The 22,699-nt window shown below is 42.5% G+C and carries 20 protein-coding genes; 13 read left to right on the top strand and 7 right to left on the bottom strand.

Going from position 1 to position 22,699, the window contains the following annotated elements; all coding sequences use genetic code 11:
- The first annotated feature begins 54 nt into the window (after window positions 1-54).
- Both G511_RS0114180 and G511_RS23005 read left to right on the top strand, forming a co-directional pair.
- Window positions 55-936 carry an alpha/beta hydrolase gene (locus G511_RS0114180; RefSeq protein WP_036552123.1) on the top strand — a complete coding sequence of 294 codons (882 nt, stop codon included), beginning with the start codon at window positions 55-57 and terminating at the stop codon, window positions 934-936.
- Window positions 933-1,415: a thioredoxin family protein gene (locus G511_RS23005; protein WP_051222077.1), complete on the top strand. Its 483-nt coding sequence runs from the start codon at window positions 933-935 to the stop codon at window positions 1,413-1,415. The genes G511_RS0114180 and G511_RS23005 overlap by 4 nt, the downstream gene beginning before the upstream one ends.
- Before the next feature lie 6 nt (window positions 1,416-1,421).
- Here the strand turns inward: G511_RS23005 and G511_RS0114170 are convergent, their stop codons facing one another.
- Window positions 1,422-1,865, bottom strand: coding sequence for a hypothetical protein (locus G511_RS0114170; protein WP_156905226.1), 444 nt, complete (start codon window positions 1,863-1,865; stop codon window positions 1,422-1,424).
- Between the two features lie 210 nt (window positions 1,866-2,075).
- On the opposite strand from G511_RS0114170, the gene hrpB reads away from it, so the two are divergent.
- Entirely contained in the window at window positions 2,076-4,637 is a 2,562-nt protein-coding gene (hrpB, locus tag G511_RS0114165; RefSeq protein ID WP_028470206.1) for an ATP-dependent helicase HrpB, read from the top strand.
- A 122-nt stretch (window positions 4,638-4,759) separates the two neighbouring features.
- Window positions 4,760-5,668 carry a recombination-associated protein RdgC gene (gene rdgC, locus G511_RS0114160; protein WP_028470205.1) on the top strand — a complete coding sequence of 303 codons (909 nt, stop codon included), beginning with the start codon at window positions 4,760-4,762 and terminating at the stop codon, window positions 5,666-5,668.
- An 82-nt stretch (window positions 5,669-5,750) separates the two neighbouring features.
- On the opposite strand, the gene G511_RS0114155 is transcribed toward rdgC, so the two are convergent.
- Window positions 5,751-6,392: a rhodanese-like domain-containing protein gene (locus tag G511_RS0114155; RefSeq protein WP_028470204.1), complete on the bottom strand. Its 642-nt coding sequence runs from the start codon at window positions 6,390-6,392 to the stop codon at window positions 5,751-5,753.
- Window positions 6,393-6,679: 287 nt separating this feature from the next.
- On the opposite strand from G511_RS0114155, the gene queE reads away from it, so the two are divergent.
- Window positions 6,680-7,309, top strand: coding sequence for a 7-carboxy-7-deazaguanine synthase (gene queE / locus G511_RS0114150; protein WP_028470203.1), 630 nt, complete (start codon window positions 6,680-6,682; stop codon window positions 7,307-7,309).
- Between the two features lie 40 nt (window positions 7,310-7,349).
- Here the strand turns inward: queE and G511_RS23000 are convergent, their stop codons facing one another.
- On the bottom strand, window positions 7,350-8,243 hold the full coding sequence (locus tag G511_RS23000; protein WP_051222075.1) for a bile acid:sodium symporter family protein: 894 nt from the start codon (window positions 8,241-8,243) through the stop codon (window positions 7,350-7,352).
- A gap of 425 nt (window positions 8,244-8,668) precedes the next feature.
- On the opposite strand from G511_RS23000, the gene G511_RS0114140 reads away from it, so the two are divergent.
- The gene (locus G511_RS0114140) at window positions 8,669-9,814 is read left to right on the top strand and encodes a cation diffusion facilitator family transporter (protein WP_028470202.1); all 1,146 of its coding nucleotides are present in this window, start codon (window positions 8,669-8,671) and stop codon (window positions 9,812-9,814) included.
- Here G511_RS0114140 and G511_RS0114135 read toward each other — a convergent pair.
- Window positions 9,788-11,440, bottom strand: coding sequence for a SulP family inorganic anion transporter (locus G511_RS0114135; RefSeq protein WP_028470201.1), 1,653 nt, complete (start codon window positions 11,438-11,440; stop codon window positions 9,788-9,790). The two genes, G511_RS0114140 and G511_RS0114135, sit on opposite strands and share 27 nt — an antisense overlap.
- Before the next feature lie 341 nt (window positions 11,441-11,781).
- On the opposite strand from G511_RS0114135, the gene G511_RS0114130 reads away from it, so the two are divergent.
- The gene (locus G511_RS0114130) at window positions 11,782-12,801 is read left to right on the top strand and encodes a GGDEF domain-containing protein (protein WP_028470200.1); all 1,020 of its coding nucleotides are present in this window, start codon (window positions 11,782-11,784) and stop codon (window positions 12,799-12,801) included.
- Window positions 12,802-12,867: 66 nt separating this feature from the next.
- On the opposite strand, the gene G511_RS0114125 is transcribed toward G511_RS0114130, so the two are convergent.
- Genes G511_RS0114125 through G511_RS0114115 form a run of 3 tightly spaced genes read right to left on the bottom strand, consistent with a single transcriptional unit; the run spans window position 12,868 to window position 15,874 of the window.
- Window positions 12,868-14,001 (bottom strand): ATP-NAD kinase family protein, encoded by a 1,134-nt coding sequence (locus tag G511_RS0114125; protein ID WP_028470199.1) that lies wholly within the window; start codon window positions 13,999-14,001, stop codon window positions 12,868-12,870.
- Window positions 13,991-14,689, bottom strand: a complete 699-nt coding sequence (locus G511_RS0114120) for a flagellar brake protein (RefSeq protein ID WP_028470198.1) — start codon at window positions 14,687-14,689, stop codon at window positions 13,991-13,993. The genes G511_RS0114125 and G511_RS0114120 overlap by 11 nt, the downstream gene beginning before the upstream one ends.
- Window positions 14,690-14,716: 27 nt before the next feature.
- Entirely contained in the window at window positions 14,717-15,874 is a 1,158-nt protein-coding gene (locus G511_RS0114115) for a 4-phosphoerythronate dehydrogenase (RefSeq protein WP_245574051.1), read from the bottom strand.
- Window positions 15,875-16,014: 140 nt separating this feature from the next.
- Between G511_RS0114115 and G511_RS0114110 the strand changes: the two genes are divergently transcribed.
- The 6 genes from G511_RS0114110 to G511_RS23925 all read left to right on the top strand — a co-directional run bounded on the left by G511_RS0114110 (window position 16,015) and on the right by G511_RS23925 (window position 22,698).
- On the top strand, window positions 16,015-16,230 hold the full coding sequence (locus G511_RS0114110) for a hypothetical protein (protein WP_245574049.1): 216 nt from the start codon (window positions 16,015-16,017) through the stop codon (window positions 16,228-16,230).
- A 137-nt stretch (window positions 16,231-16,367) separates the two neighbouring features.
- Window positions 16,368-17,570 (top strand): tryptophan synthase subunit beta, encoded by a 1,203-nt coding sequence (gene trpB, locus G511_RS0114105; RefSeq protein WP_028470195.1) that lies wholly within the window; start codon window positions 16,368-16,370, stop codon window positions 17,568-17,570.
- A gap of 193 nt (window positions 17,571-17,763) precedes the next feature.
- Window positions 17,764-19,029, top strand: a complete 1,266-nt coding sequence (locus G511_RS0114100; RefSeq protein WP_028470194.1) for an MFS transporter — start codon at window positions 17,764-17,766, stop codon at window positions 19,027-19,029.
- Window positions 19,030-19,104: 75 nt separating this feature from the next.
- The gene (locus tag G511_RS0114095; protein ID WP_028470193.1) at window positions 19,105-20,208 is read left to right on the top strand and encodes a hypothetical protein; all 1,104 of its coding nucleotides are present in this window, start codon (window positions 19,105-19,107) and stop codon (window positions 20,206-20,208) included.
- 117 nt (window positions 20,209-20,325) lie between these two features.
- Window positions 20,326-21,153, top strand: coding sequence for a substrate-binding periplasmic protein (locus G511_RS22995; RefSeq protein ID WP_156905224.1), 828 nt, complete (start codon window positions 20,326-20,328; stop codon window positions 21,151-21,153).
- Between the two features lie 21 nt (window positions 21,154-21,174).
- Entirely contained in the window at window positions 21,175-22,698 is a 1,524-nt protein-coding gene (locus G511_RS23925; protein WP_051222071.1) for a sensor histidine kinase, read from the top strand.
- Window position 22,699: the final 1 nt, after the last annotated feature.

Raw genomic sequence — 22,699 nt, 5'->3', positions numbered from 1 at the left:
GACCTCTGTTATTGTAGGCTTTCATATAAGCTTATAACAATAATAGAGGTTCGTATGTATAAAACCCTTCTCAACTCCGCCGCCCTTTTACTGTTCACTGCGCAGCCTCTGTTTGCACAAGAAGTCACTACTAAATACGAAGACCTAACACTAAATGCTCAGATGCAATTAGCAGAAGGAAGCACCCTGGCCGATGGTATTATCCTCATTACACACGGCACACTGGCACACAACAAAATGGAGCTAGTTGAGACGTTGCAATTATTACTAAGCGATTCAGGCCTTAACTCTTTGGCTATTAATTTAAGCTTAGGTATTAGCGACAGACACGGCATGTATGATTGCCAAGTACCTCATCAACACAAACATACAGATGCTCTTAATGAAATAAGCGTGTGGGCACAATGGCTTAAAAACCAAGGCGCACAAAACCTTGTGTTAATGGGCCACTCTCGCGGAGGAAACCAAACAGCATGGTTCACAACCAATAACCCCACACAACTTAAAGCCCAGATATTACTCGCACCCGCCACATGGACTGAAGAAGGCGACAATAGTAATTATCAACAACGCTACTCACAATCACTTTCAAGCGTGTTATTACAAGCAGAGAAAACCGACAAAAACACTTGGCTTGAAGATACAAACTTCATTTATTGCGCCAATAGCCAGGTCAAAGCCGAATCATTTCTTAATTACTATCAAGCTGATGAGCGCTTCAACACGCCTTTTCTCTTGAACGATATCAACACACCAACGCTAGTTATCAGCGCATCAGAAGACAAAACCGTTTCTGATCTCCCCAAAATGATGAGCCAGGTTTCAAATTCGAAAGTAGAACACAGCATTATTGAAGGAGCAGATCATTACTTTAGAGACCTTTATGCTGACGAAGTAGTAGAATTAGTTGTTGATTTTTTGGAAAAACAAGAATGAAGATACAAGTACGCTTTCATAGCATTATCGCTCTCATCATTAGCACTGTGCTTACATCAGCACATGCACAAGGCCTACCCAGTGCTAACAATTTTTTTGAAGATGCGAAACAACAAGGTGATAATCGTGTATCCATAGTGATGGTAAGCCAGCGTGATTGCAGCTATTGCGAACTGATTCATAATGACTTTCTCGACCCTATGCATCAGGGCGGCCGGTATAAAGATAAAGCGCTCTTTAGAGAGCTGAAAATTGACTCAAGCGATGCCATTACTGATTTTAATGGAAAGAAGATCACTGCAAAGCGCTTTGCAAAACGCTACCATGCAAGCCTAACACCTACTCTGCTGTTCCTTGATCGCAAAGGTCAAGCACTCGTGCCCAACATGGTTGGCGTAAACACACCCGAGTTCTACGGCTACTATCTAGATCAATCGATAGACAAAGCCATTTCTTTACTTAAAAAATCAGCCAAATAAACATACCTACTTACATATAAGCTTTGTGATTTTAGACGCATCACGTGTTTTCATTAAGCCGTGATCAGCTGGCGGCCTCAAGTAAAAGGAGCGACTATAAACATAATCACCTCGAGCGTCATAACCGATACATTTAACACGCTGGCTACGAAGTACGGGATCAAACACCACTTTCAACTTATTGCGTGAGTACCTCTCCATCCGCGGCATACCATACCCTCTTTGACTCGCCACTTGCTCCTGACGCTGCCTAAACATCGCTTCCTTTTCGGCTGTTCCTCGTGCAGTATCCGCTTGGAGCTTACGCACTTCTTGGCTTTGATAGCGTAATATACAGCGGTCTCTATCACCTTTATTGCTAATCGCATTACAAACAGCCGGAGTAATACCCTCAGCATAGGAGGTTACAGGGGATGCCATCACAACAAAGGCAAAATAAAAACTTATCACACAGGACTTCATAAAACAGTGCAAAGCAGCCTCCCAAACGATGATTTCAGACGCATTAATCCTAGCAAAGATTTTATAAATCGGGGCAGCCAAGTACAAAAAAACTATTAACAGCCTACTTGCCTAAGTTTTCACTCCTAATACGGTTCACTGTATACTTTTAAAGTGCACCCACTTATAAACCACTAGCGAAAGTCATATCTAGCTTCTATGTTAACACTGCCTATTCATGCGATTATTCCTGACTTAATTACTGCACTAGATGCTGAGCACGAAGCGGTGCTAGAAGCACCACCTGGCGCCGGAAAAACCACCGCTGTTCCATTAGCATTATTAAACCAGCCATGGCTAGTTAACCGAAAAATCATCATGTTAGAACCTCGCCGTTTGGCAGCACGCGCTGCTGCAGAACGCATGGCGATGTCGCTAGGCGAGGCCGTCGGAGAAACCGTCGGTTATCGCGTCCGTATGGATACCAAGGTCAGTCATAAAACCCGAATAGAGGTCGTCACAGAAGGCATTCTCACACGAATGCTACAAACTGACCCCAGCTTGGATGATACTGGTCTAGTAATCTTTGACGAATTTCATGAACGCAGCCTAGATGCAGACTTAGGCCTTGCTTTAATCTTGCAAGGCCGTAGCTTATTCCGCGACGATGATCCCTTAAAGTTACTCGTCATGTCAGCCACACTAGACAGCACGGCTATAGCAGACCTCTTAGGTGATGCTCCGGTTGTTAAAAGCCAAGGCCGCAGCTTCCCGGTAGAGCTAATTTATGGCGCGCCATGGAAACATAGAGAACGAATAGAGCCTCGCATTGTAGCAACCATAAAAACAGCACTTAACGAACAACCCGGCAGCCTACTGGTATTTCTTCCCGGGCAGTCCGAAATACGCCGCGTTGAAAAACAATTATATGAAGCCCTTGATAATATAGATAAACAAGAACTGCTGATCACTCCCCTTTATGGCGATTTAAGCCTAGAGCAACAACGCAAAGCGATTATTCCTGCGCCAAATGGTCAGCGTAAAATTGTACTAGCAACCGCCATTGCAGAAACGAGTCTGACTATTGATGGCGTTACTGTCGTTATAGACAGTGGGCTCAGCCGACAAGCAAGTTATGACCCAAATACAGGAATGACTCGTTTACAAACCCGTCGACTATCTCGTGCAGCGAGTACACAAAGATCAGGACGTGCTGGAAGAACGGCACCAGGTGTCTGCTATAGGCTGTGGTCAATAGAACAACAAGCGCAACTATCCCCTTTTAGAGCACCAGAAATCCAACAAGCCGATTTGGCGCCGCTCATACTACAACTGTATCGCTGGGGATGTAATGACCCTAGTGAACTCGCATGGCTAGATACTCCAAGCCTAGCCTCTTGCCAGCAAGCACGCGAGTTACTGTGCCAATTAGGCGCTCTTGAATTCACTGACAATAGATACTATTTAAGCAAACAAGGCGAACAGATGGCTAGCCTGCCAGTTCACCCACGCTTGGCACATATGATGCTCACTGCTAGCTTGTATCAACTGGAATACCAAGCATGTGAACTAGCTGCATTGCTTTCGGAGCGCGATCCATTAGATACACGTCAAGCCGATTTACAAATGCGTCTTGATTGGCTTCGAGAGCCTAAAAAATGCCATCCATCACAACAAGGCCAGCTCTATCGCATAAAGCAACAGTGTCAACGCTACTATACACTTTGCCAACAACTCCCTGCTAACAGACAAAACCAACAACAGGCGATTGGCACTATTAATAGCGAAGACCAAATCGGCCTATTAATAGCCAGTGCTTGGCCAGATCGCATTGCTAAACGAACCGGTGAGCAACCACGATTCCAATTAGCAAACGGAAGAGCAGCCAGCGTGAGTGAAAACGACTATCTAAGCAAATCAAAGTGGATAGCAGTCGCACAGCTTGGCAGCCAAGAAGGCAGATCAAACGACGCTATTTGGTTAGCAGCACCCTTTAATCCATCTCTTTTTGAAGGGCCTCTTATCCATATGCTAGAACAGCGTAATTTTGTTGAATGGAATGACAAACAGCAGAAACTCATTGCAGAAGAGCAGCACTGCTGTGGAGCTATCATCATCAAACGTCAGCCATTAAAAACACTTTCTGACGATGCGCGAGCTCAGGCTTTACTTGGACTTGTCAAAAACAAAGGGCTTTCGATTTTCTCCCATACAAAAGCACTCACACAATGGCGCCAACGAGTCACTTTTTTGTACCAAGCATACGAAAACCAAAATGCTAAAAACCCTTGGCCAGACCTATCGGACACCGCATTACTGGCCGCACTGGATAACTGGCTAACTCCCTATCTAGGTAAAGTTAGCCACATTAATCATTTTGCAAAATTGGATTTACATAGCATTTTACAAAATTTGCTCCCTTGGCCATTACCGCAGCAGCTTAACGAACTCGCACCTGAGCGCATTGCTGTACCTTCAGGTTCTAAAATACACATTGATTATAGCCAAACCCCGCCGATACTAGGTGTTAAGCTTCAAGAAATGTTTGGCTCCACATCAACGCCAACCATTGCCAACAATGTCAAACTCAAAGTCCACTTACTTTCACCGGCAGGCCACCCGTTACAAGTCACACAAGATCTGGGGAATTTCTGGGAGCACGTATACCCTCAAGTTAAAAAAGAAATGAAGGGGCGATACCCCAAACACCCCTGGCCTGATGACCCCTCTAGCGCTATGGCTACTCACAAAACCAAGCGCCACCTAAAAAGCCCCCATTAAGTTAGGGGCTCGCTAAGTATGCTCTACAACAAATATTTACCTTGTTGTGATTTTACCCTGTCACTCAAGGTAATTTCCCTCTAAGCTAGCAGCGATTTTAATTTTCTTATATTGGAAGCTTTATGTGGTTCAAAAATTTCGTCTTTTACCGGTTTACAGAGCAACAAGATTACACACAGGAACAGCTGGAAGCCGCTTTCTCTGAACACTTATTTGAACCATGTCGTAGCCAAGAGCTCAGCCGCTACGGCTGGGTTGCTCCACACTCAGCACTTGATGAGCAAACCGTGTTTGCTTCATCTGGGGCATACTTGATTACCGCACAAAAAGAAGAAAAACTATTACCCGCTAATGTAATTAAAAGAAACTTGAATGAACGTGTTGGGGTGATTGAGCGTGAGCAGGCACGCAAGGTATATCGTAAAGAACAGCTTCAATTGAAAGATGAAATCATTATTGATTTGTTACCTCGCGCGTTTAGCCGATTCTCACAAACCAGCGCGCTTGTTTTACCGCGCGCCGGTTTTATTGTTGTCGATAGCTCAAGTCATAAAGGTGCGGAAGAGTTACTCAATCTATTACGCAACAGCCTAACCACATTGCCTGTCGCATTGCCGGATACTGTGCACTCACCTGGCGTGGTTATGTCTGAGTGGCTGCAACAGTCAAGTTCATTCCCGGCCTTTACCTGCTTAGATGAATGTGAGTTGAAAGACCAAACAGAAGAAGGCGGTGTTATTCGCATTAAGGGGCATGACCTGCATAGCAGCGAAGTCATTGCCCACTTAGAAACCGGAAAGCAAGTGACCAAGCTGGCCTTGCAGTGGGATGAAACGCTTAGCTTTATTTTACAAGATGATTTATTGATCAAGCGCGTAAAACCAACAGACGAATTAACACAAACGCTCAATGAAGAATCATCAGAAGACCCTCTGGTAAGGTTAGACAGTGATGTGGCTCGTTTAGCACTAGAGTGCCAGCGACTCTTTCCGCAAATTTTGGAAGCTTTCGGCGGCCAGGTACAACGTTAATTGAAAACAAAAAGGGCTTATTTATAATAAGCCCTTTTTTATGCTCACATACAGTAGATGCACTAAGCTTTTAACACTCGCTTTACTCAGTCGCCTCTCCCACTACCGATAGCCCTAAGCTAGTCCAGGCCTGCATACCACCACGATAATATTTAATTTTCTCTGCAGGATAACCGTGCTCAAGCATTGCTCTGACCATTGATGGTGTTTGTCCACACCAGTAACCATTACAGAACATTGCTAAGGTTTTTGCTTTCGTAAAATCATAGCCGCCATCAGACTGTTTTAACGCGCCAAAATCATCCATCGCCCAATCTGTATCATCGGCATCATCCATCATTGTGTAGGGATAACTGACAGCACCCGGAATCGTCAAACGCTGGTGCCAACCAATCGTCCGCGTATCAACGATCAAAATACTTTTATCTTTTTGAGCATCGATCATGTATTGCACAAATTCACGCTCGGCGATCGTTTCTACATCATAAGGCTCAAAAGGATGCATCGCTTGCGGCATACCACGAAAAGTAGTGGCATATAGATCAGTAATTAGATTTTCTGGATTCTGATTACGTTTAATCTCAACCATCGCACCATCGTGCATCACTTCGAAAGAGAAGAGGCCCGGTGCAATCATGGCTTTAGGTTTATCTTTCGCAAATACTAATGGCGAAGCCGTTAACAGACTGACTAACGCAACCGATGAAATCGTTTTAATAAACATAAGCAACCTATCTTTTTATTATAAGAACTTTTTGTTTTAGAGGAAGTTAATTTAGTACATCACAATTTATACACCACACCTATCATTTCTTCTACAGCAACAGATACAACTTAGGGATAACGAATGAAGTGATAATGACTTGATATGATTTTCATCCTCTGTAAAATTTACCCGTTCTAGGAAATACCTGTCATGCACTTAGTCGTTTCGATTATCTGATCAAATAGCTTATCAACCAGCTCTAAGCTCCTCTTAACTTCCTTCTTAATAGGGTTAACAATACAAAAATGTATAGCGTAAAAGAGATGTTCTACACATTGCAGGGCGAAGGCGCTCATGCAGGCCGGCCCGCAGTATTTTGCCGCTTTAGTGGCTGTAACTTATGGTCCGGGCGCGAACAAGATAGAGCGACTGCGATATGTAATTTTTGTGATACTGACTTTATCGGTACTGATGGTCAAAACGGTGGAAAATTCGCAACAGCACAAGCACTGGCCACTGCAATTATGAGCTTTTGGCCTACGCCAGAAGGTAAGCCTTATGTTGTTTTTACCGGAGGTGAGCCCGCATTACAGCTAACACAAGAACTCGTCAGTGCAGTGCATAATAGCGGTTTTGAGATAGCAGTAGAGACCAATGGCACCAAACCACTGCCCAATGATATCGATTGGATTTGCGTTAGCCCCAAAGCTTCTGCACCACTCGTTATTGAGAAAGGTCATGAATTAAAACTTGTCTACCCTCAGCACGATGCAATGCCTGAAAGGTTCACTGGGTTAGAATTTGATAACTTTTACTTGCAACCATTAGACAGTGAGAACCCAAACGAAAATACACAACACGTTATTGAGTACTGCTTAAGACACCCTCGCTGGAAGATGAGCCTGCAAACTCACAAGATTGTCGGCATAGATTAATGAGTAGCGATATCAGAAGAGAACCAATTAAAGCGCTCCATTAAAGCTCTAGATGTGTTTTAACCGCTTCAGATTCTTTCCATTGCCAATGACGACAAATAATAATCAAAATAGCAGGCACTTGCATCAGTACACCATATAACAACACAACGCCGGACATTTCGGTGTTGTGCAACACTGCCCCAGTTATCATTAAAGCTAATCCTGCGTTTTGAATACCGGTCTCAATAGCCAGCGTGAGCCCCTGCTTTACAGGTAAACGAAAAAGCTTACCAGCCCACCAGCCTGTCAACATAGCAGCCAATGATAACAATAAAACCACAGGGCCAACTTGCACTAGCATACTTGATAACTTGTCTTTATTGCCCGCCACTATTCCCACCACCACTACAAGCATAAATAGCAAAGAGCACCACTTCACTAACGGCTGCAATTTAGCAGAAAAACGCGGAGCTTTATGGGTCAACCACATGCCCAAAACAACCGGCAGTAATGTGATAGCCAGTAATTTAAAAACGGTCTGCACAATAGGGAAAGCAATCGTAGCATCCAGTGAAAGCCAGTGAGAAACAGCCATATAAGACAGCAACGGTAAGGTAAAAGGAGTAACTATACTCGCTATCACCGTTAAACTGACTGACAACGCCGTATCAGCTCTACTTAAATAACTGATCATATTAGAGGTCGCACCACCTGGTGCGAATGTCAATATCATTATACCCACGGCATAGGCTGGAGGGACATTTAATAAAGTGACAACACTATATCCCAATAGTGGTAAAGCGATTAATTGCAAAATGCTACCCAGCACAACGGCAAGAGGTCTAGACTTTAAATCCAAAAAATTAGAAACAGTCAGCGACAAACCAATACCCAACATAATAAAAAACAAAGCTAGGGGTAAAACCACCTGTGTTAGCGCTGTATTTTCCATCTAAATGTCAATCCTATTTGGCACATAAAAATGCAGTCTAATTTCTTCTGTAAGACGAAACAACCCATCAATGCAGCCCCCAATCCTACGTCCTATACGGGCTAGAGCAAGGTACACACACATCTTGTGGATAACCCTGTGGATTCTGTAAGAAAAACGTCTTACAGAGCCCATTTCATGAGCTTCTACTCACATTGATCATTTTTTAACCAGTAGTATTTATTCTTAATTATCAATTAGTTACATATTCATTTACAGATTATATTCAGCCTGATTAATAAATACCCTATTGAAATAGATAATTTTAATATTTTTTCATGTCAAGCCAAATTTAATGAAATAAATATCTTTTTTAAGCCTTTTAACTGGCTCGATTCTCTTCGTAAGGTTAACATGCCGATGGATTCAAATGATCGGCTAATAACATGTCTATGTCTGCAAATAGAAACAAAGAAGCTCAAAAAGTTACTATCATCGGCGCTATTCTTGATGCCATACTCGGTTTTGCCAAAATTATTGTCGGAGTCGCCTCCAATTCCAACGCGCTGATAGCTGATGGGATTCACTCTTTCTCAGATCTGTTGACCGATTTTATGGTTGTTATTATCTTCCACTTCTCTCATGAGGAGCCAGATGAAGAGCACCCATGGGGGCATGCACGTTTTGAGACAATAGGTACTGTTTTTCTTGGCTGCGTTCTTATAGCAGTAGCAGGAGCGATGGCATTTGATAGTATTCGTGAATTTTGGACGTCTACATCGGTTCCCACACCAGGCTGGCCTGCCTTATTAGTTGCTTTTCTATCCATTGCCAGCAAAGAGTGGATTTACCGCTATACACTCGCAGCAGGAAAAAGGCTCAAATCAGATCTATTAATAGCCAATGCATGGCATAGTCGAACTGACTCGTTTTCATCAATTGTTGTTCTATTTGGTATTCTTGGTGCAATGGCAGGCTATGCATGGCTTGATATATTAGCGGCAGTCATCGTTGCTGCTTTTGTTGGCAAGATTGGCTGGGACCTTACATGGAACAGCATTAAAGAGTTAGTAGATACCGCCTTACCTGAAGAGCGCGTAAAGGAGCTTAAAGAAGTAGTCGAAGAAGTAGACGGGATTACCAACGTACATCATTTCAAAAGCCGTAATATGGGTAGCAAGAGCCTACTAGAGATGCATATTCAGGTAGCTCCTTATTGCAGCGCGTCCGAAGGGCACTGGATTGGTGATACCGCCGTTATAAAACTACTGCAACGTTTTGATGATATTGGCCATGTTATCTTCCACATCGACACTTATGACGATGAAGAAGAGAGCTTCTGCCGTGTTTTGCCTTTAAGAAAAGAGATAGAAGAAGCGCTTTCGGAACAAATGAGCATTTATGCGCCTGATATAAAGAACTATCATGTAACATTGCACTACTTACACGACTTAATAGAGATTGAACTCAAGCTTGAAGATTTTCTAAAAGATAGTGAACTACCACTACTTATTTCAACGCTAAGCACTCAGCTTAATCAGTCTATGCAAACACTTCCATGGTTTTCAAAGCTCACCATCTGGAGCCGCTAATAATATAGATGCAGCTTCAAGGGCCGCTTCCCTACTAGGGAAGTGGTATTGCTCTGGAATTAATGTGGCGACTTTCATACGTTGTAAAATCATTTCCACCTCAGGCTTAGCACCTACTATCAGTACATTTTGAGTGGCAAGATGCGAGTCTAAAATAACTTCCTCTAAAGCCATAGCCGTGGATACATCAATATGCGGAACGTTACTAAAGTCCAGCAATAGCACTTCATGATTTGTACAAGCCATGAGCTTATTTGATATGCCTTTAGCAGCAGCATAGCTTAGCGGCCCGTTCAATTGATACAGTAAAATTCGGCCTGCCCCATTCATTAAGATATCACTCTCATGATCACTCAAAAAATGATGATCTTCTTTATGATCCTGAACAATACGAACTGATTCTAACTGAGTCTCTGTTAAACGCCTTACGGTATAAATATTGGCAAGAAAAACACCAACAGCCACTGCCGTAATCAAATCAACGAATACTGTTAACCCCCACACAGATACCATCAAAAAAATAACAAACAAAGGTGCCTGATGTACTCGCATCAAAAAACGCCAATCAATAATATCGATACCGACCTTAATCAATAAACCTGCCAAGACGGCTAATGGTATGTGGGCAGCAAAGGAGCCTGCACCCAAAACAATCATCAGTAAAATCACAGCATGAACACAACCTGATATAGGCGTTCGCCCTCCTGCACGTATATTAACAACTGTTCGCATAGTTGCACCCGCACCTGGCAAGCCGCCAAAGAAACCTGCAACGACATTACCAATACCTTGCCCTATCAGTTCACGGTCAGACTTATGCTGAGTACGCGTCATATTATCCGCAACTAATGAGGTTAATAATGAATCAATGGATCCTAAAGTTGCGAGCATTAGAGCTGAAATAACCATATCTTTTACCAAGTTCAACTCAAACTCAGGCCAATGCATAGAAGGTAAACCGGTTGGAATTTCACCGATAACATCCACGCCAACAAATACAAAAGATAAAAAGGTGCCTATTACCATTGCTAACAATGCTGGGGGTGTATATTTCCCAAGAGCTTTTGGACAAAAGAAAACAATACCTAATGTTAGCAGTCCTAATATCAGAGCATTTGGGTTCAGTGACTGGACAATCGCTGGTAGCTGCAGGACAACGCTTAATACATCAGCCCCGCTGGAGGCACCTAGCAATGGAGGTAACTGCAATAAAATAATGATTGTTCCGATACCGGTCATAAAGCCTGAAATAACCGGAAACGGCATTAAGGTAATGAACTGCCCTAAGCGGAAAACGCCAAATAATATTTGAAATGCTCCACCTAACATCACCACAGTGAAGGCCATCGCAGGCCCGCTCACTGGATCAAGTGCAACAAAATGAGTAAAAATTCCTGCCATAACGACAGTCATAGGTCCGGTTGGGCCCGATACTTGTGAGGGAGTGCCGCCAAATAGAGCAGCGAATAAACCTACAAAAATTGCACCATACATACCCGCAACCGGGCCAGCCCCCGAAGAAACACCAAACGCTAATGCTAAAGGTAAGGCTACAATTGCTGCCGTTAAACCGCCAAAAAGATCCCCTTTAAGGTTATTAAAATCTAGACCGTTGAACCACTGCATATGCATCATTCCATGCGTTAGTATTAAAAATAATCTGTACCCTTCATTTATTGTCGTCAAGTAGCTTTTAGTAGACATTCAAAGACTTAGAAAGTATTAATCAAAAAATTCAGCAGTGTTCATCCATCATTTATAAAATGAACTATACTCATAAAATCATAAAGTTTAGTGGAAGTAGGCCGACAGTTTACTGATGTAAATGTAATCACAGCTTTATCTTAAACAAGCGTTTAACTCACCATTAAAAGCCGCTATATTATGTAGCGTTTTTGATATTAAGCTGTACAAAAATCATGTTTGTAATGCTGAGCTTCCATAGTTTAGATAAGCGAAGGGAATGTATGAAATTTGCCGAAAATTCAACACAATCTGCCGAGTATTTGCGTCAAGCCATACCGTTAATGGTGAAGTACAATATTCCTCCCAACCCTCTAAACTATGCCCTTTGGTATACTTATGTATCTAATAAAATCCCTAATTTAAACTATAAAATTGACCAGACACTAGATACCTATGGAACTTGCCCAACTCTCTTAGGAGAGCAACTATTTCGCGAACATGTTATCAGTGATGAAATCACTGATTCAGAAGAGGCGCAAAACCAGATAATCGCACTAACCAACACGCTTAATACACAAGTTGATCATGCAGCGAAACACACTTCTGATTTTGGCACAGTACTTGAGGATAGCCTTAGAGGCTTAAGTGAAACTGAAAATCAAGACAAAGAAATAACCAGCATCATTAACCGTTTGGCTGAAAATACAGCCTCTATTAGTGAATCAACAAATCTGTTTCAAAAACAAATTGCAGAAGCCCAAGCTGAAATAGTCTCGCTTAAAAAAGAGCTACAAAAAACAAAACAAGACGCTCGTGTTGACCCTCTAACAGGCTTGTTTAACCGGCGCGTATTTGACTCAGAGCTAGAGCAGATCATTGGCGCACCTACGCACGCTGAAGCCACCTTGATAATGATAGATATCGATCACTTCAAAAAATTCAATGATGAGTATGGCCATTTAATGGGCGATAAAGTCCTTCAGTATTTTGGAAAGCTACTCAAAACTGAATGCCAGAAACCGATTCTACCAGTTCGTTTTGGGGGTGAGGAGTTTGCAATTCTCATGATTGGAAAGCACAAGAATGATGGTGCTAAGCTTGCAGAAAATTTACGCCAGAAAATACAAGCAATTAGAATAAAACAGAAAAAATCAGGCAAGGTTATTAGCTCAATCACTGCTTCTTTTGGTATAAGCCAGCGCCTACCAGAAGAAACTGCTGAACAAATGGTTGATAGAGCTGACAAGGCCCTTTACCATGCAAAAGCCAGTGGCAGAAACCAAGTGCAAACAGCGTCATAAGGCAGATAGAACTAACTAAAAGAAGCCGTGAATGTATAAGCGCAGAAACTATCTGCGCTTTTTAGTTTAAATTTCTGCAATTCGATATAAGACTGCATCGTGATAACCCGTAATAACAGGTATAACTCCAGCCAGCTCTTTATCTAGTTCAGCGTCTCCAGTATCGACAATCAAGGGGCGACCACCTAGCTCAGCAAGTTTTGTCTTAGTAGCAATTACTATCATATTATCCTTGCCTACTCGCTTAATAAGCTCAGGACTCAACTGCTGATTACCACGCCCAAGAATATGCCCTTGGCCACCAATAATAGTAATAATTATCTTAGTACTAGTGCCCGCTGTATTTGCAAGCAGCTCTTGCGCCGTACAATCACTGGCTAGCAATTTTTGATCTTCGATCAGGTCTACTCCCAATAAAGTATTAGGTAGCCCCAACTCTTGCATGACAGCCTGAACTGTCGTCCCTGACCCTATAATGTAACGAGTATCAGGCTCCATTCGCTCAATCAGATCAGCAGCTATATCTGTTAAAACAAGCTCTTCTATTTCTTTACCGCCACTTTTTACATTTTGTAAGTAACGGTGTTCCTGCGGAACAAGTAACTCGCCATAGTATTTAGCACGCACTCTACCTTCGCGAAACTGTGCTTCATCAATATCCCGAACTTCTTGATCACCCAAGGTCACCAACTCTCCCCTCACCAGCATCGCAACAACTTCTCCTGCAGCCTTAGGGGTTACAGCATACACACCAGAGTGAATTTTAACGCCAGCAGGGATGCCCAAAACAGGGAACTGGTCAGGTAAGGCATGGCAAATATTACGGGCAGTCCCGTCACCACCAGTAAACATAATCAGATCAACGCCCTCTTGATACATTGCCAATGCGGCATTCTCGGTATCTTGTGCCGTAGTGTGACCTGCTTGAATACTGCCAATAACGAAAGGTTCAAACCCAGCAGACCTGGCTGCGTCTTCTCCCATCTCACCCGGATATGTAACCAACTCAACGGCTAACCCCGATAGTACCGACAGTGCCGTCAGCGCGCGTAGCTGAGCTTTAGGTTCTGCACCCAGTTCCAATGCTTTACGAGCCGTCTCAGCACCATCACTTCCTTTTAAAGCAACGCTACCACCGACCCCTGCCAAAGGATTAATTATCAATCCTAACCTGAAGACTCGTAATTTATTATTCGTCATTGAGATAGCCTAACTCTGCTAGAAATTGTTGGTAGACAAATGCCGTAACCAGTAAATGGGTATCTTCTTCCAAGTCATCAAATTCCATACCATGGAGTACGACACCTGCTTCAATATTTTGAATACTGCGTAATATCGTCGGTAGCAAAATAACTTGGTCAAGACCACCCACTTGAAAACGTAATGTAAGAAAATACTTATCATTGACTTGCCCAAGTGCGCTAGGAGCATCAACTGCAATACCATGAGCGCTCATATCTTGGCTATGTAGCACTCGGGGCATACCAAACTTTACACTTTTAGCTTCATCTTGATGGTCAATTGAGATAGCTAAATTAACAGGGATTCGCTGGTGTTTTCGGACTTGATGATATTCAACTGTATCTGGATACCCTAAATGCCAATGAGGGTAAGGGGAAGGATTAGCTTTTAATAACCGACTTACAAACGCACAACGCCTATTACCTGCCATTAATGTTGCAGTTAACCGTGCACCTTCAAGGTTCAGCGTGTTAACACTGCCCTGGGGAGCAGACACGATCACGCTGCCATTTTCTTTAAAACCTAATAGCTTCAAAGCAAAACGTTTACGCGGACTTTGAAACTGAATAGAAACAGTCTCACCTATGGCAGGCATTAAATCTTTTAATGACTTTTCTATTTGTTGAATATTAGTCGTCGGGAGCATTTATACCTCTGTATCAATAAGCCTAGCTTACGTTAAATCAATCGTAAATCCGAGGTTTTTCAATACATTAGCTTTATCTACATCACTCACTCCAAGCACATGCAATGATGAAAATTCACGCCGTATCGGGTAATTTTTACGTAACAAATCAAATAACTTAGACTGGCTTTTTTCGAACAGCGTTTTACGTAAAGCACGGTCATCACGATACGGGTCATAAACAAGATTCATCAAATCATGGATAGCCACATCGTTGTTCACTGCTACCTTATGAATTAAAGCTTGCGGCAAATAGTGCGACAACGGCTGAGGCTGAGGAACCCCAAATACCTCACTAAAACGACACCTTAACATATGTGTTCCACGCAATTTTCCATCATAACTGTACCCTGCTATATGAGGCGTAGCGACCATCGCTTTATCAACCAATAAAGGGTCCAGTTGTGGCTCGTGTTCCCACACATCTAGCACGAGTGTTAAATCATCTCGCTGCTCCATACACGCGAGCAGTGCTGAATTATCAATAACAGGCCCTCTGCCAGCATTAATCAATAATACATTTGGCTTTAAAGCTAGCAACTCTTTCTCTGCCAATAAGTGATGCGTTGGATATTCACCACTCTTCACTAATGGTGTGTGTAAACAAAGGATATCAGCCTCTTGAATAACGGTATTTAAATCAACAAAACCGCTCTCACCTCGCTGCTCACGAGGCGGGTCGTTAATCAGCAAAGAAACGCCGAGCGAACGTAAACGTTCATAAAGGCGCCCACCAACATTACCAACGCCAATAATTCCTACGGTTAAATCCTTTAGCTCAGCCTGACGCTCAAATAAGGTGTTATAAATAATGCTCAAGACGTATTCAACAACAGCATCAGCATTGCAGCCTGGGGCATTAAAAAAAGGAATATCTCTGCTTTTTAAATATGCTTGGTCAATATGATCAACACCAATGGTCGTTGTACCCACCATTTTAAGCTGTGATGCACAGCTTAATAGTGTTGCATTTACCTGCGTAATCGATCGCACTAAAAGCACATCAGCACCTTCTAGTTGCTCAGCTCTTAGCTCCCTTCCGGCAACTCTGTGCAACTCAATTTGCATACCTGTATCAGAACCAAACATAGACTCAAGGGCCGGAATATTCTCATCGGCCACTATTTTTACAATGTTCTTTGACAACTTACACTCCTACGCTTTACAAATGCTGCAGATTAAGGCTCAATTCGCGCCATTATAAATCCTCAGACAATTTATTACATAACCCATTAAATGGTACAGCCCCCTTGATCGTACACTGGCGTAAAAATCAAGAGTATATCGTGATACGACTCTACCAAGACCTAGTCGGCGATTGGATAGTTTCTCAGAGCCGCGGGCGCCTTCAATCAACCATCAAACAAGAATACATACGCTCTATTCTTACTTCATACTCTGAAGCACGCTCGCTTGTGCTTACGCTTAATAAACAACAGCGTAAGCTAGGCTATAAAACAATGGGAATTACTGAAAAGCAGCTAGGTTTTCAGTTCGATTAAACACCTACCTAAAACACACTCCGCATTACCATTAATACAGTAATTATTTACCCTTATTCGTAGATTCCTGCTTCACTCTCTTTTATAGTCTCTTCATAGTGATACAAATATTCGGCACTTTTCAAGAGAGATGTAATATGAGCAATATTGATTTTGGCCCTATGCCTGATAAAGATGGTTTTTTTGGACAATACGGTGGCCAGATAATTCCTCCTGAGCTCAAATCCATTATGGACGAAATAGACCAAGCATACGAAGAAATCAGGAAGCTCCCAGAGTTCCAGCAAGAACTTGAAATGCTACTTACCGACTACGTAGGCCGACCAAGCCCTTTGTATTTTGCTCGCCGTCTTTCAGACAAGATTGGCGGCGCCAGAATCTTTCTCAAACGCGAAGACTTAAACCATACGGGTGCGCACAAAATTAACCACTGCCTTGGCGAAGCACTACTCGCAAAGTATATGGGTAAAACCAAAGTCATTGCAGAAACAGGGGCAGGTCAGCATGGAGTTGCCTTAGCAACAGCCTGTGCATTAGTCGGTATTCCCTGTGAAATCCATATGGGTCAGGTTGATATTGAAAAAGAACACCCAAATGTCACCAAAATGAAAATCTTGGGTTGCACACTTATCCCTGTAACACGTGGCACAGCAACACTAAAAGATGCTGTTGATAGCGCCTTTGAAGAGTACCTTAAAGATCCGGTTAACTTCATATATGCCATTGGCTCAGTCGTTGGCCCTCACCCTTTCCCTAAAATGGTACGTGATTTTCAGAGCGTCATTGGTCGTGAAGCGCGCGAGCAGTTTTTAGCAAAAGAAAAGCAACTGCCAAACTTCATCACTGCTTGTGTCGGTGGTGGCTCTAACGCTATGGGATTATTTACAGAATTTTTGAATGATGAAAGCGTAAACATTGTCGGCGTAGAACCGTCAGGTAAAGGCTTAGATACACCGCATCATTCAGCTACCATGACTAAAGGCTCTCCCGGTGAGATTCATGGCTTTAAATGTTATGTATTGCAAGACAACAACGGCCAGCCTCTGCCTGTTCACTCAATTGCTTCAGGCCTAGATTATCCAGGTGTTGGACCGCAGCACTGCCATCTGAAAGATCTTGAGCGCGTTCAATACGATGTAGCAAGTGATGAAGAATGCCTTGATGCTTTTATGATGCTATCGCGGGTTGAAGGCATTATCCCGGCATTAGAGAGCGCGCATGCTGTTGCTTGGGCTATTCGCAAAGCTGCCACACTGACACCTGAACAGACAATTTTAGTGAATCTTTCAGGTCGTGGCGATAAAGATGCCGACTACGTCGCGGAGATGCTGGGGCTGTAAACTCTGAAATAAATAGAAAGGATTAGATTATCTATCAATTAATGACTGATTTATAAGAAACCTAATTCTTTCTATTCTGCTAAAGCACCTCTTAAAGCCTACGTTATTTCGTACAATAAAAAGTATAAATTTTCTCAATGTTTATCGGCCCCTATAAATTGATCGGACTCGATCAATCGAGCATGTACTTAAAATGACAGTAACAACCAACAAAGAAAGCTCACTATTCAATCCGATACTCATTGCTGGCTGCATCATACTACTCGTTAGCTTCTCTATTCGCGCCTCGTTTGGCCTATTTCAGATACCTATTGCAACAGAGTTCAATTGGCTTAGAGCAGACTTCTCTTTTGCTATTGCAATACAGAATTTGTTTTGGGGAATTGGGCAACCATTATTTAGCGCTTTTGCTGAAAAGTATGGTGACAAGAAAGCTATTGTGGCTGGTGTAGCATGCTATGTAACCGGGTTGGTATTATCAGCATTTGCGATTACACCTGGCCAACACCAATTACTTGAAGCACTTGTCGGATTTGGTATTGCCGGAACGGGGTTTGGCGTTATTCTCGCTATTGTTGGTCGAGCAGTATCTGATAAACACCGCTCTTTAGCGTTAGGCATTACTACCGCAGCAGGTTCTGCAGGGCAAATTGTCGGCCCGCCTATAACGCAGTATTTATTACAGCAAATGCCTTGGCAATCAGTTTTCATAGCCCTTGCAGGTTTTGTTCTCGTGTCTCTAGTTGCTCTATTTTTTATGCGTATTCCTGCACCGCCTACCAAGCAGCAAAGCGATGAAAAAATGAGCAGGGTAATTATGCAGGCGGTTAAAGATCCCTCCTTTGCATTTATTTTTATTGGTTTCTTTTCCTGCGGCTACCAATTGGCTTTTATTACAGCACATTTCCCAGCATTTATTACGGAGATGTGTAGTGTCGTTACCCCCGACAGCGTCCTTCAATCATTAGGGGTTTCTTCTACATCAACCCTCGGCGCTATTGCTATAGCCCTGATAGGTGTATCAAATATTGTAGGGACCATACTGGCAGGTTGGCTCGGCAGTAAATACTCACGCAAGTATTTATTATCAGGCATCTATTTGATGCGCACCATCGTTGCTGCTGTCTTCATTCTCAACCCCGTCACTCCAGAATCGGTAGTACTTTTTTCTATCTTAATGGGCGCCCTATGGCTAGCAACAGTTCCACTTACATCAGGTCTTGTTGCTCAGATTTACGGGGTACGTTACATGGGCACACTATACGGCTTGGTATTTTTCTCACATCAACTAGGCGGTTTCATTGGCGTATGGCTTGGTGGAGCAATGTTTGACTTATACGGTAATTACACTCTAGTTTGGTGGGTTGGCATTGGCGTCGGTGCTCTTTCAGCATTAGTCCACTTACCAATCCAAGAGCGCCCTTGGGCTGAACGGCAGCCTCAATTTGCAGCATCTTAAACAAATTTTCACTGAAAAATGGATAGCGTTCTCTGATACTATCGAACCCTATTCATTCAATAGGATTATCTTTGTATGACGGCTACAACAGTAAACATAATCGCGGCTTATGCGAAAATTGATCAAGATAATAGTGAGCAACTTCAACAAGAAATTGCGCGCTATCAATCTTCTGTAGACGCCATTGCAGCACTAGGCATAACGCCAACACAACTCATCATTGAGCCTCTATCGACTGATTGGCACAGTGAACTGCAGCCTAATCACTTTCGTAGCGGTTGTGCTCCGATCATGGCACTGGAACATGCGCAACAGTTAATAGGACAAGGACATCAGGCCGTCATCATTGGTGGTGATGATGCAGTAAAAAGCGGCTACCAGCGTGAAGAACGTCACCAGCTGATGTCTGTTTATGCTGATGACTACTCCATTGCCCAGTTATATAACGACCTTGCTGATGAGTTCATAAAATACCACAAGATTAGTGATACAAAATTTCTTGAGCTTGCTGAGGCATTATTTACTAACCACAGTCGCAGCCATTACATTGCTAAACAAGAACATCGTGCTCATTTCCCTACCCCGGATATTAAATGGTTTAACCATGTCACTAAGCTATTTCGCGGTGTTGATTGCGCTAATCCTTTGGTGGATTTCTCCGGCCGTTTATTACTGTGTAGCGAATCACTAACCCAACAACTCAATGTTGACCAGGATCTGCGTGTTCGCGTTGCGGGAGTTGGTTTGGGCCTACTTGATATTGACGAAGCACAACAACTTCCCCTCATTGCTCGATATGAACATTTATCTCACGCCTATCAGCAAGCGTGTCTACAAGCAGATATTGATCTTAATACGCTCATTGCTGAAGACAAAGTGCTCATGGAAATTTATACCTGTTACCCAATAGTACCTCTGGCATTTCTTGTGAGCAGTGGATTGATAAAATCGCTGAATGAAGCTCCTGAGTTTATAAGCCAACATTTAATGACTATTACCGGTGGTATGAACTTAGCACGAGCGCCTTGGAACAACCCTGCACTTAACGGGTTAATTGAGATGTATCACTTGTTAAATTCAAACGCTGCTTCCCCTTCGGGAAAAAATCAATACGGCTTAGTACATGGTAATGGAGGCCTAGGCTATCGTCAGGGAATCGCAATACTAGAATCTGGATGAGATCTAAAGTCTTTGACAGACTGATACAAAATAACTCGTGAAGCTTAAACTTGCTCCTTTGCACATTTAAACTAGACTTAAATCAATAGGTTTGGATTAGGCACGGGGACAATTATTTTGAAACTACTTCCACTAATCATAATGCTTTCTAGTGTTTTAACACTATCGGCGTTTGCTAGCGAAGCCGATTCCGTTTTAAACACTTCTTCTAATGAAACTGCCTCTTGTAAGCTAATCCGAGCCAGTGGTAATGCTGAATACCCACCTTACCTATGGCACTCGGATAAGTCAGTTTATTTACATGGCGCTATTGCTATGCTTTTGAAAGAGTTATCACAAGAGATAAATACAGAGATTGAACTAGTTTACAGCGGCCCTTGGGGACGCGTACAAGAAGATGTTGCAGCAGGTCGAATTGATATGATAGCTGGAGCTTTTTTTACACTGCCGCGAACCCATTACATGGATTACATCTACCCAGATATGATGCTCACTAAAACTGCTGTCTGGATGAACACCAAAAACCCATTCCCATACACACAATGGAAAGATCTAAAAAGCTACCATGGGGTCACTGTTATCAATAACAGTTTTGGTCAAGAATTTGATGAATACGCTAAGCAACAGCTCAATATTGAAGAAGTAGCAAGCCTTGACCAAGGACTTCGTATGCTTAGTGCCAACCGAGTCGATTACCTTATTTATGAAGAAAACCCAGGAAAAGCTTACGCACAGAAACTGAGTGTTAACAACCTACAAACCATGCCCATAGAGATCACCCGCCAAAAGCTTTATCTAACAATGTCCAAAAAATCTCCATGCAACTCACCTAGCCTGAGAGCTAAAATATCAAAGACTTTAAATAAATTTATACAAGAAAATAGAGCTGAGGTTTTATTAAAGCGTGCTCATGCACTCTGGGCCAATAAGCAACAAACGCCATAATTCCCACTTATTGGAATATGTATGAGATTAAAGCCAAATGACACGGTAAACTCTCGATTTTTATTAAAAATACTACCTGCTTTCTTTTTAGTATCATTATTTTTTTTGGTTACACTGTCTTATTTTGAACTCAACAATGCAAAAAAATCCCACAATCAGCTAGTCCAAGAAAAAACTGATAACCTAGCTCGATTACTAACTGAGCCCGTATGGCAACTTTCCACTAAATTATCTGTAAATATTCTAAAAACGACATTAGATGCTTCTGATATTATTTGTATCAAACTTGAGCAAGACTCAGATATAACACCATTAATTATGGAAGGAGAATGCAACGACCTATCTTCAGAAGAAGTATTAGAATTTAACAGCCCCATTATTTATCTTGATTTGCGTAATACGAGTAGAAGTCTAGGGATAGTGTATCTTTATACAAAAAATGCTACGCAATGGAGCAGCATAACCAAACAGCTAATAACATTAACAGCGCTATCCCTAACACTCTTCATCACACTAATCATTATTACCTCTGTTGCCTTTCGCAGCACAATCATTACTCCTTTATCACGTGTTTCTAAATCGTTGAAGTATTATCGACAAACAGGTCAACGAGTCCCAGTTAACTGGGACTCGACCGACGAACTTGGTCAGTTAATTAGTAATTATAACCGTAACTTAGCCAGGCAAACCGAGATAGAAGCCGATTTAAAAGAAGCACATTTGAAAACAGAAAATGCTTTATCCAGCCTTAAGGAGGCACAAACCAACCTGATTCATTCTGAAAAAATGGCTTCGCTTGGTAGCTTAGTCGCTGGTATAGCGCATGAAATTAATACCCCACTAGGCAATAGCCTCACAGTAGCCACCACTGTTTCAGACATCACTCGTAACATCAGCAAAGATATTGAATCAGGCGCCCTAACAAAGAGCGCACTGGATAGCTTTATCGAGTCCATTACTGAAGCATCCACCATCTTGGAACGAAACTTAGAAACAGCGGCCAAACAAATACGAAACTTTAAAAACGTGGCGGTTGATCAGACTAGCGAAAAACGTCGTAAATTTGATCTGAAGCAGGTCATCGACGAGATAATCTACACACTAAACCCTCTAATTAAGCACACTCCCTTTGACATAGAAGTATCTGTACCACCTGATATCAGTCTAGATAGCTACCCAGGACCACTAGGGCAGATCATTACCAACTGTTTTAACAATACGTTATTGCATGGCTTCGAAGGAAAAAGTAGCGGCTTAATCCGTATAGAAGCAAACCTTATTAATGAGAAGTACTTATCACTTATCATTTCCGATAATGGCAATGGAATGTCTCCAGCAGAGTGCGAGAAAGCCTTCGACCCGTTTTTTACAACGAAGTTAGGATATGGAGGTTCCGGCTTAGGGCTAAATCTAGTCTATAATTTAACAACAACCATTCTCGGTGGAACTGTTGATATTAATAGTAAAATAAATATGGGTGTAACACTGAATTTCAAGCTTCCCATTAGCGCACCTGGTGCACACAGAACTCAAGGCTATGTATAGG

Origin of the sequence: Neptunomonas japonica DSM 18939 (assembly GCF_000422765.1) — a bacterium.
Taxonomy (GTDB): Bacteria; Pseudomonadota; Gammaproteobacteria; order Pseudomonadales; family Balneatricaceae; genus Neptunomonas; species Neptunomonas japonica.
This window is presented reverse-complemented; position numbering and strand designations above follow the sequence as displayed.

Bases quoted from the DNA above. Each gene is read 5' to 3' on its own strand.
- G511_RS0114180 (WP_036552123.1), top strand. From the start codon at position 55: ATGTATAAAACCCTTCTCAACTCCGCCGCCCTTTTACTGTTCACTGCG.
- G511_RS23005 (WP_051222077.1), top strand. From the start codon at position 933: ATGAAGATACAAGTACGCTTTCATAGCATTATCGCTCTCATCATTAGC.
- hrpB (WP_028470206.1), top strand. From the start codon at position 2,076: ATGTTAACACTGCCTATTCATGCGATTATTCCTGACTTAATTACTGCA.
- rdgC (WP_028470205.1), top strand. From the start codon at position 4,760: ATGTGGTTCAAAAATTTCGTCTTTTACCGGTTTACAGAGCAACAAGAT.
- G511_RS0114155 (WP_028470204.1), bottom strand. From the start codon at position 6,392: ATGTTTATTAAAACGATTTCATCGGTTGCGTTAGTCAGTCTGTTAACG.
- queE (WP_028470203.1), top strand. From the start codon at position 6,680: ATGTATAGCGTAAAAGAGATGTTCTACACATTGCAGGGCGAAGGCGCT.
- G511_RS23000 (WP_051222075.1), bottom strand. From the start codon at position 8,243: ATGGAAAATACAGCGCTAACACAGGTGGTTTTACCCCTAGCTTTGTTT.
- G511_RS0114140 (WP_028470202.1), top strand. From the start codon at position 8,669: ATGTCTATGTCTGCAAATAGAAACAAAGAAGCTCAAAAAGTTACTATC.
- G511_RS0114135 (WP_028470201.1), bottom strand. From the start codon at position 11,440: ATGCAGTGGTTCAACGGTCTAGATTTTAATAACCTTAAAGGGGATCTT.
- G511_RS0114130 (WP_028470200.1), top strand. From the start codon at position 11,782: ATGAAATTTGCCGAAAATTCAACACAATCTGCCGAGTATTTGCGTCAA.
- G511_RS0114125 (WP_028470199.1), bottom strand. From the start codon at position 14,001: ATGACGAATAATAAATTACGAGTCTTCAGGTTAGGATTGATAATTAAT.
- G511_RS0114120 (WP_028470198.1), bottom strand. From the start codon at position 14,689: ATGCTCCCGACGACTAATATTCAACAAATAGAAAAGTCATTAAAAGAT.
- trpB (WP_028470195.1), top strand. From the start codon at position 16,368: ATGAGCAATATTGATTTTGGCCCTATGCCTGATAAAGATGGTTTTTTT.
- G511_RS0114100 (WP_028470194.1), top strand. From the start codon at position 17,764: ATGACAGTAACAACCAACAAAGAAAGCTCACTATTCAATCCGATACTC.
- G511_RS0114095 (WP_028470193.1), top strand. From the start codon at position 19,105: ATGACGGCTACAACAGTAAACATAATCGCGGCTTATGCGAAAATTGAT.
- G511_RS23925 (WP_051222071.1), top strand. From the start codon at position 21,175: ATGAGATTAAAGCCAAATGACACGGTAAACTCTCGATTTTTATTAAAA.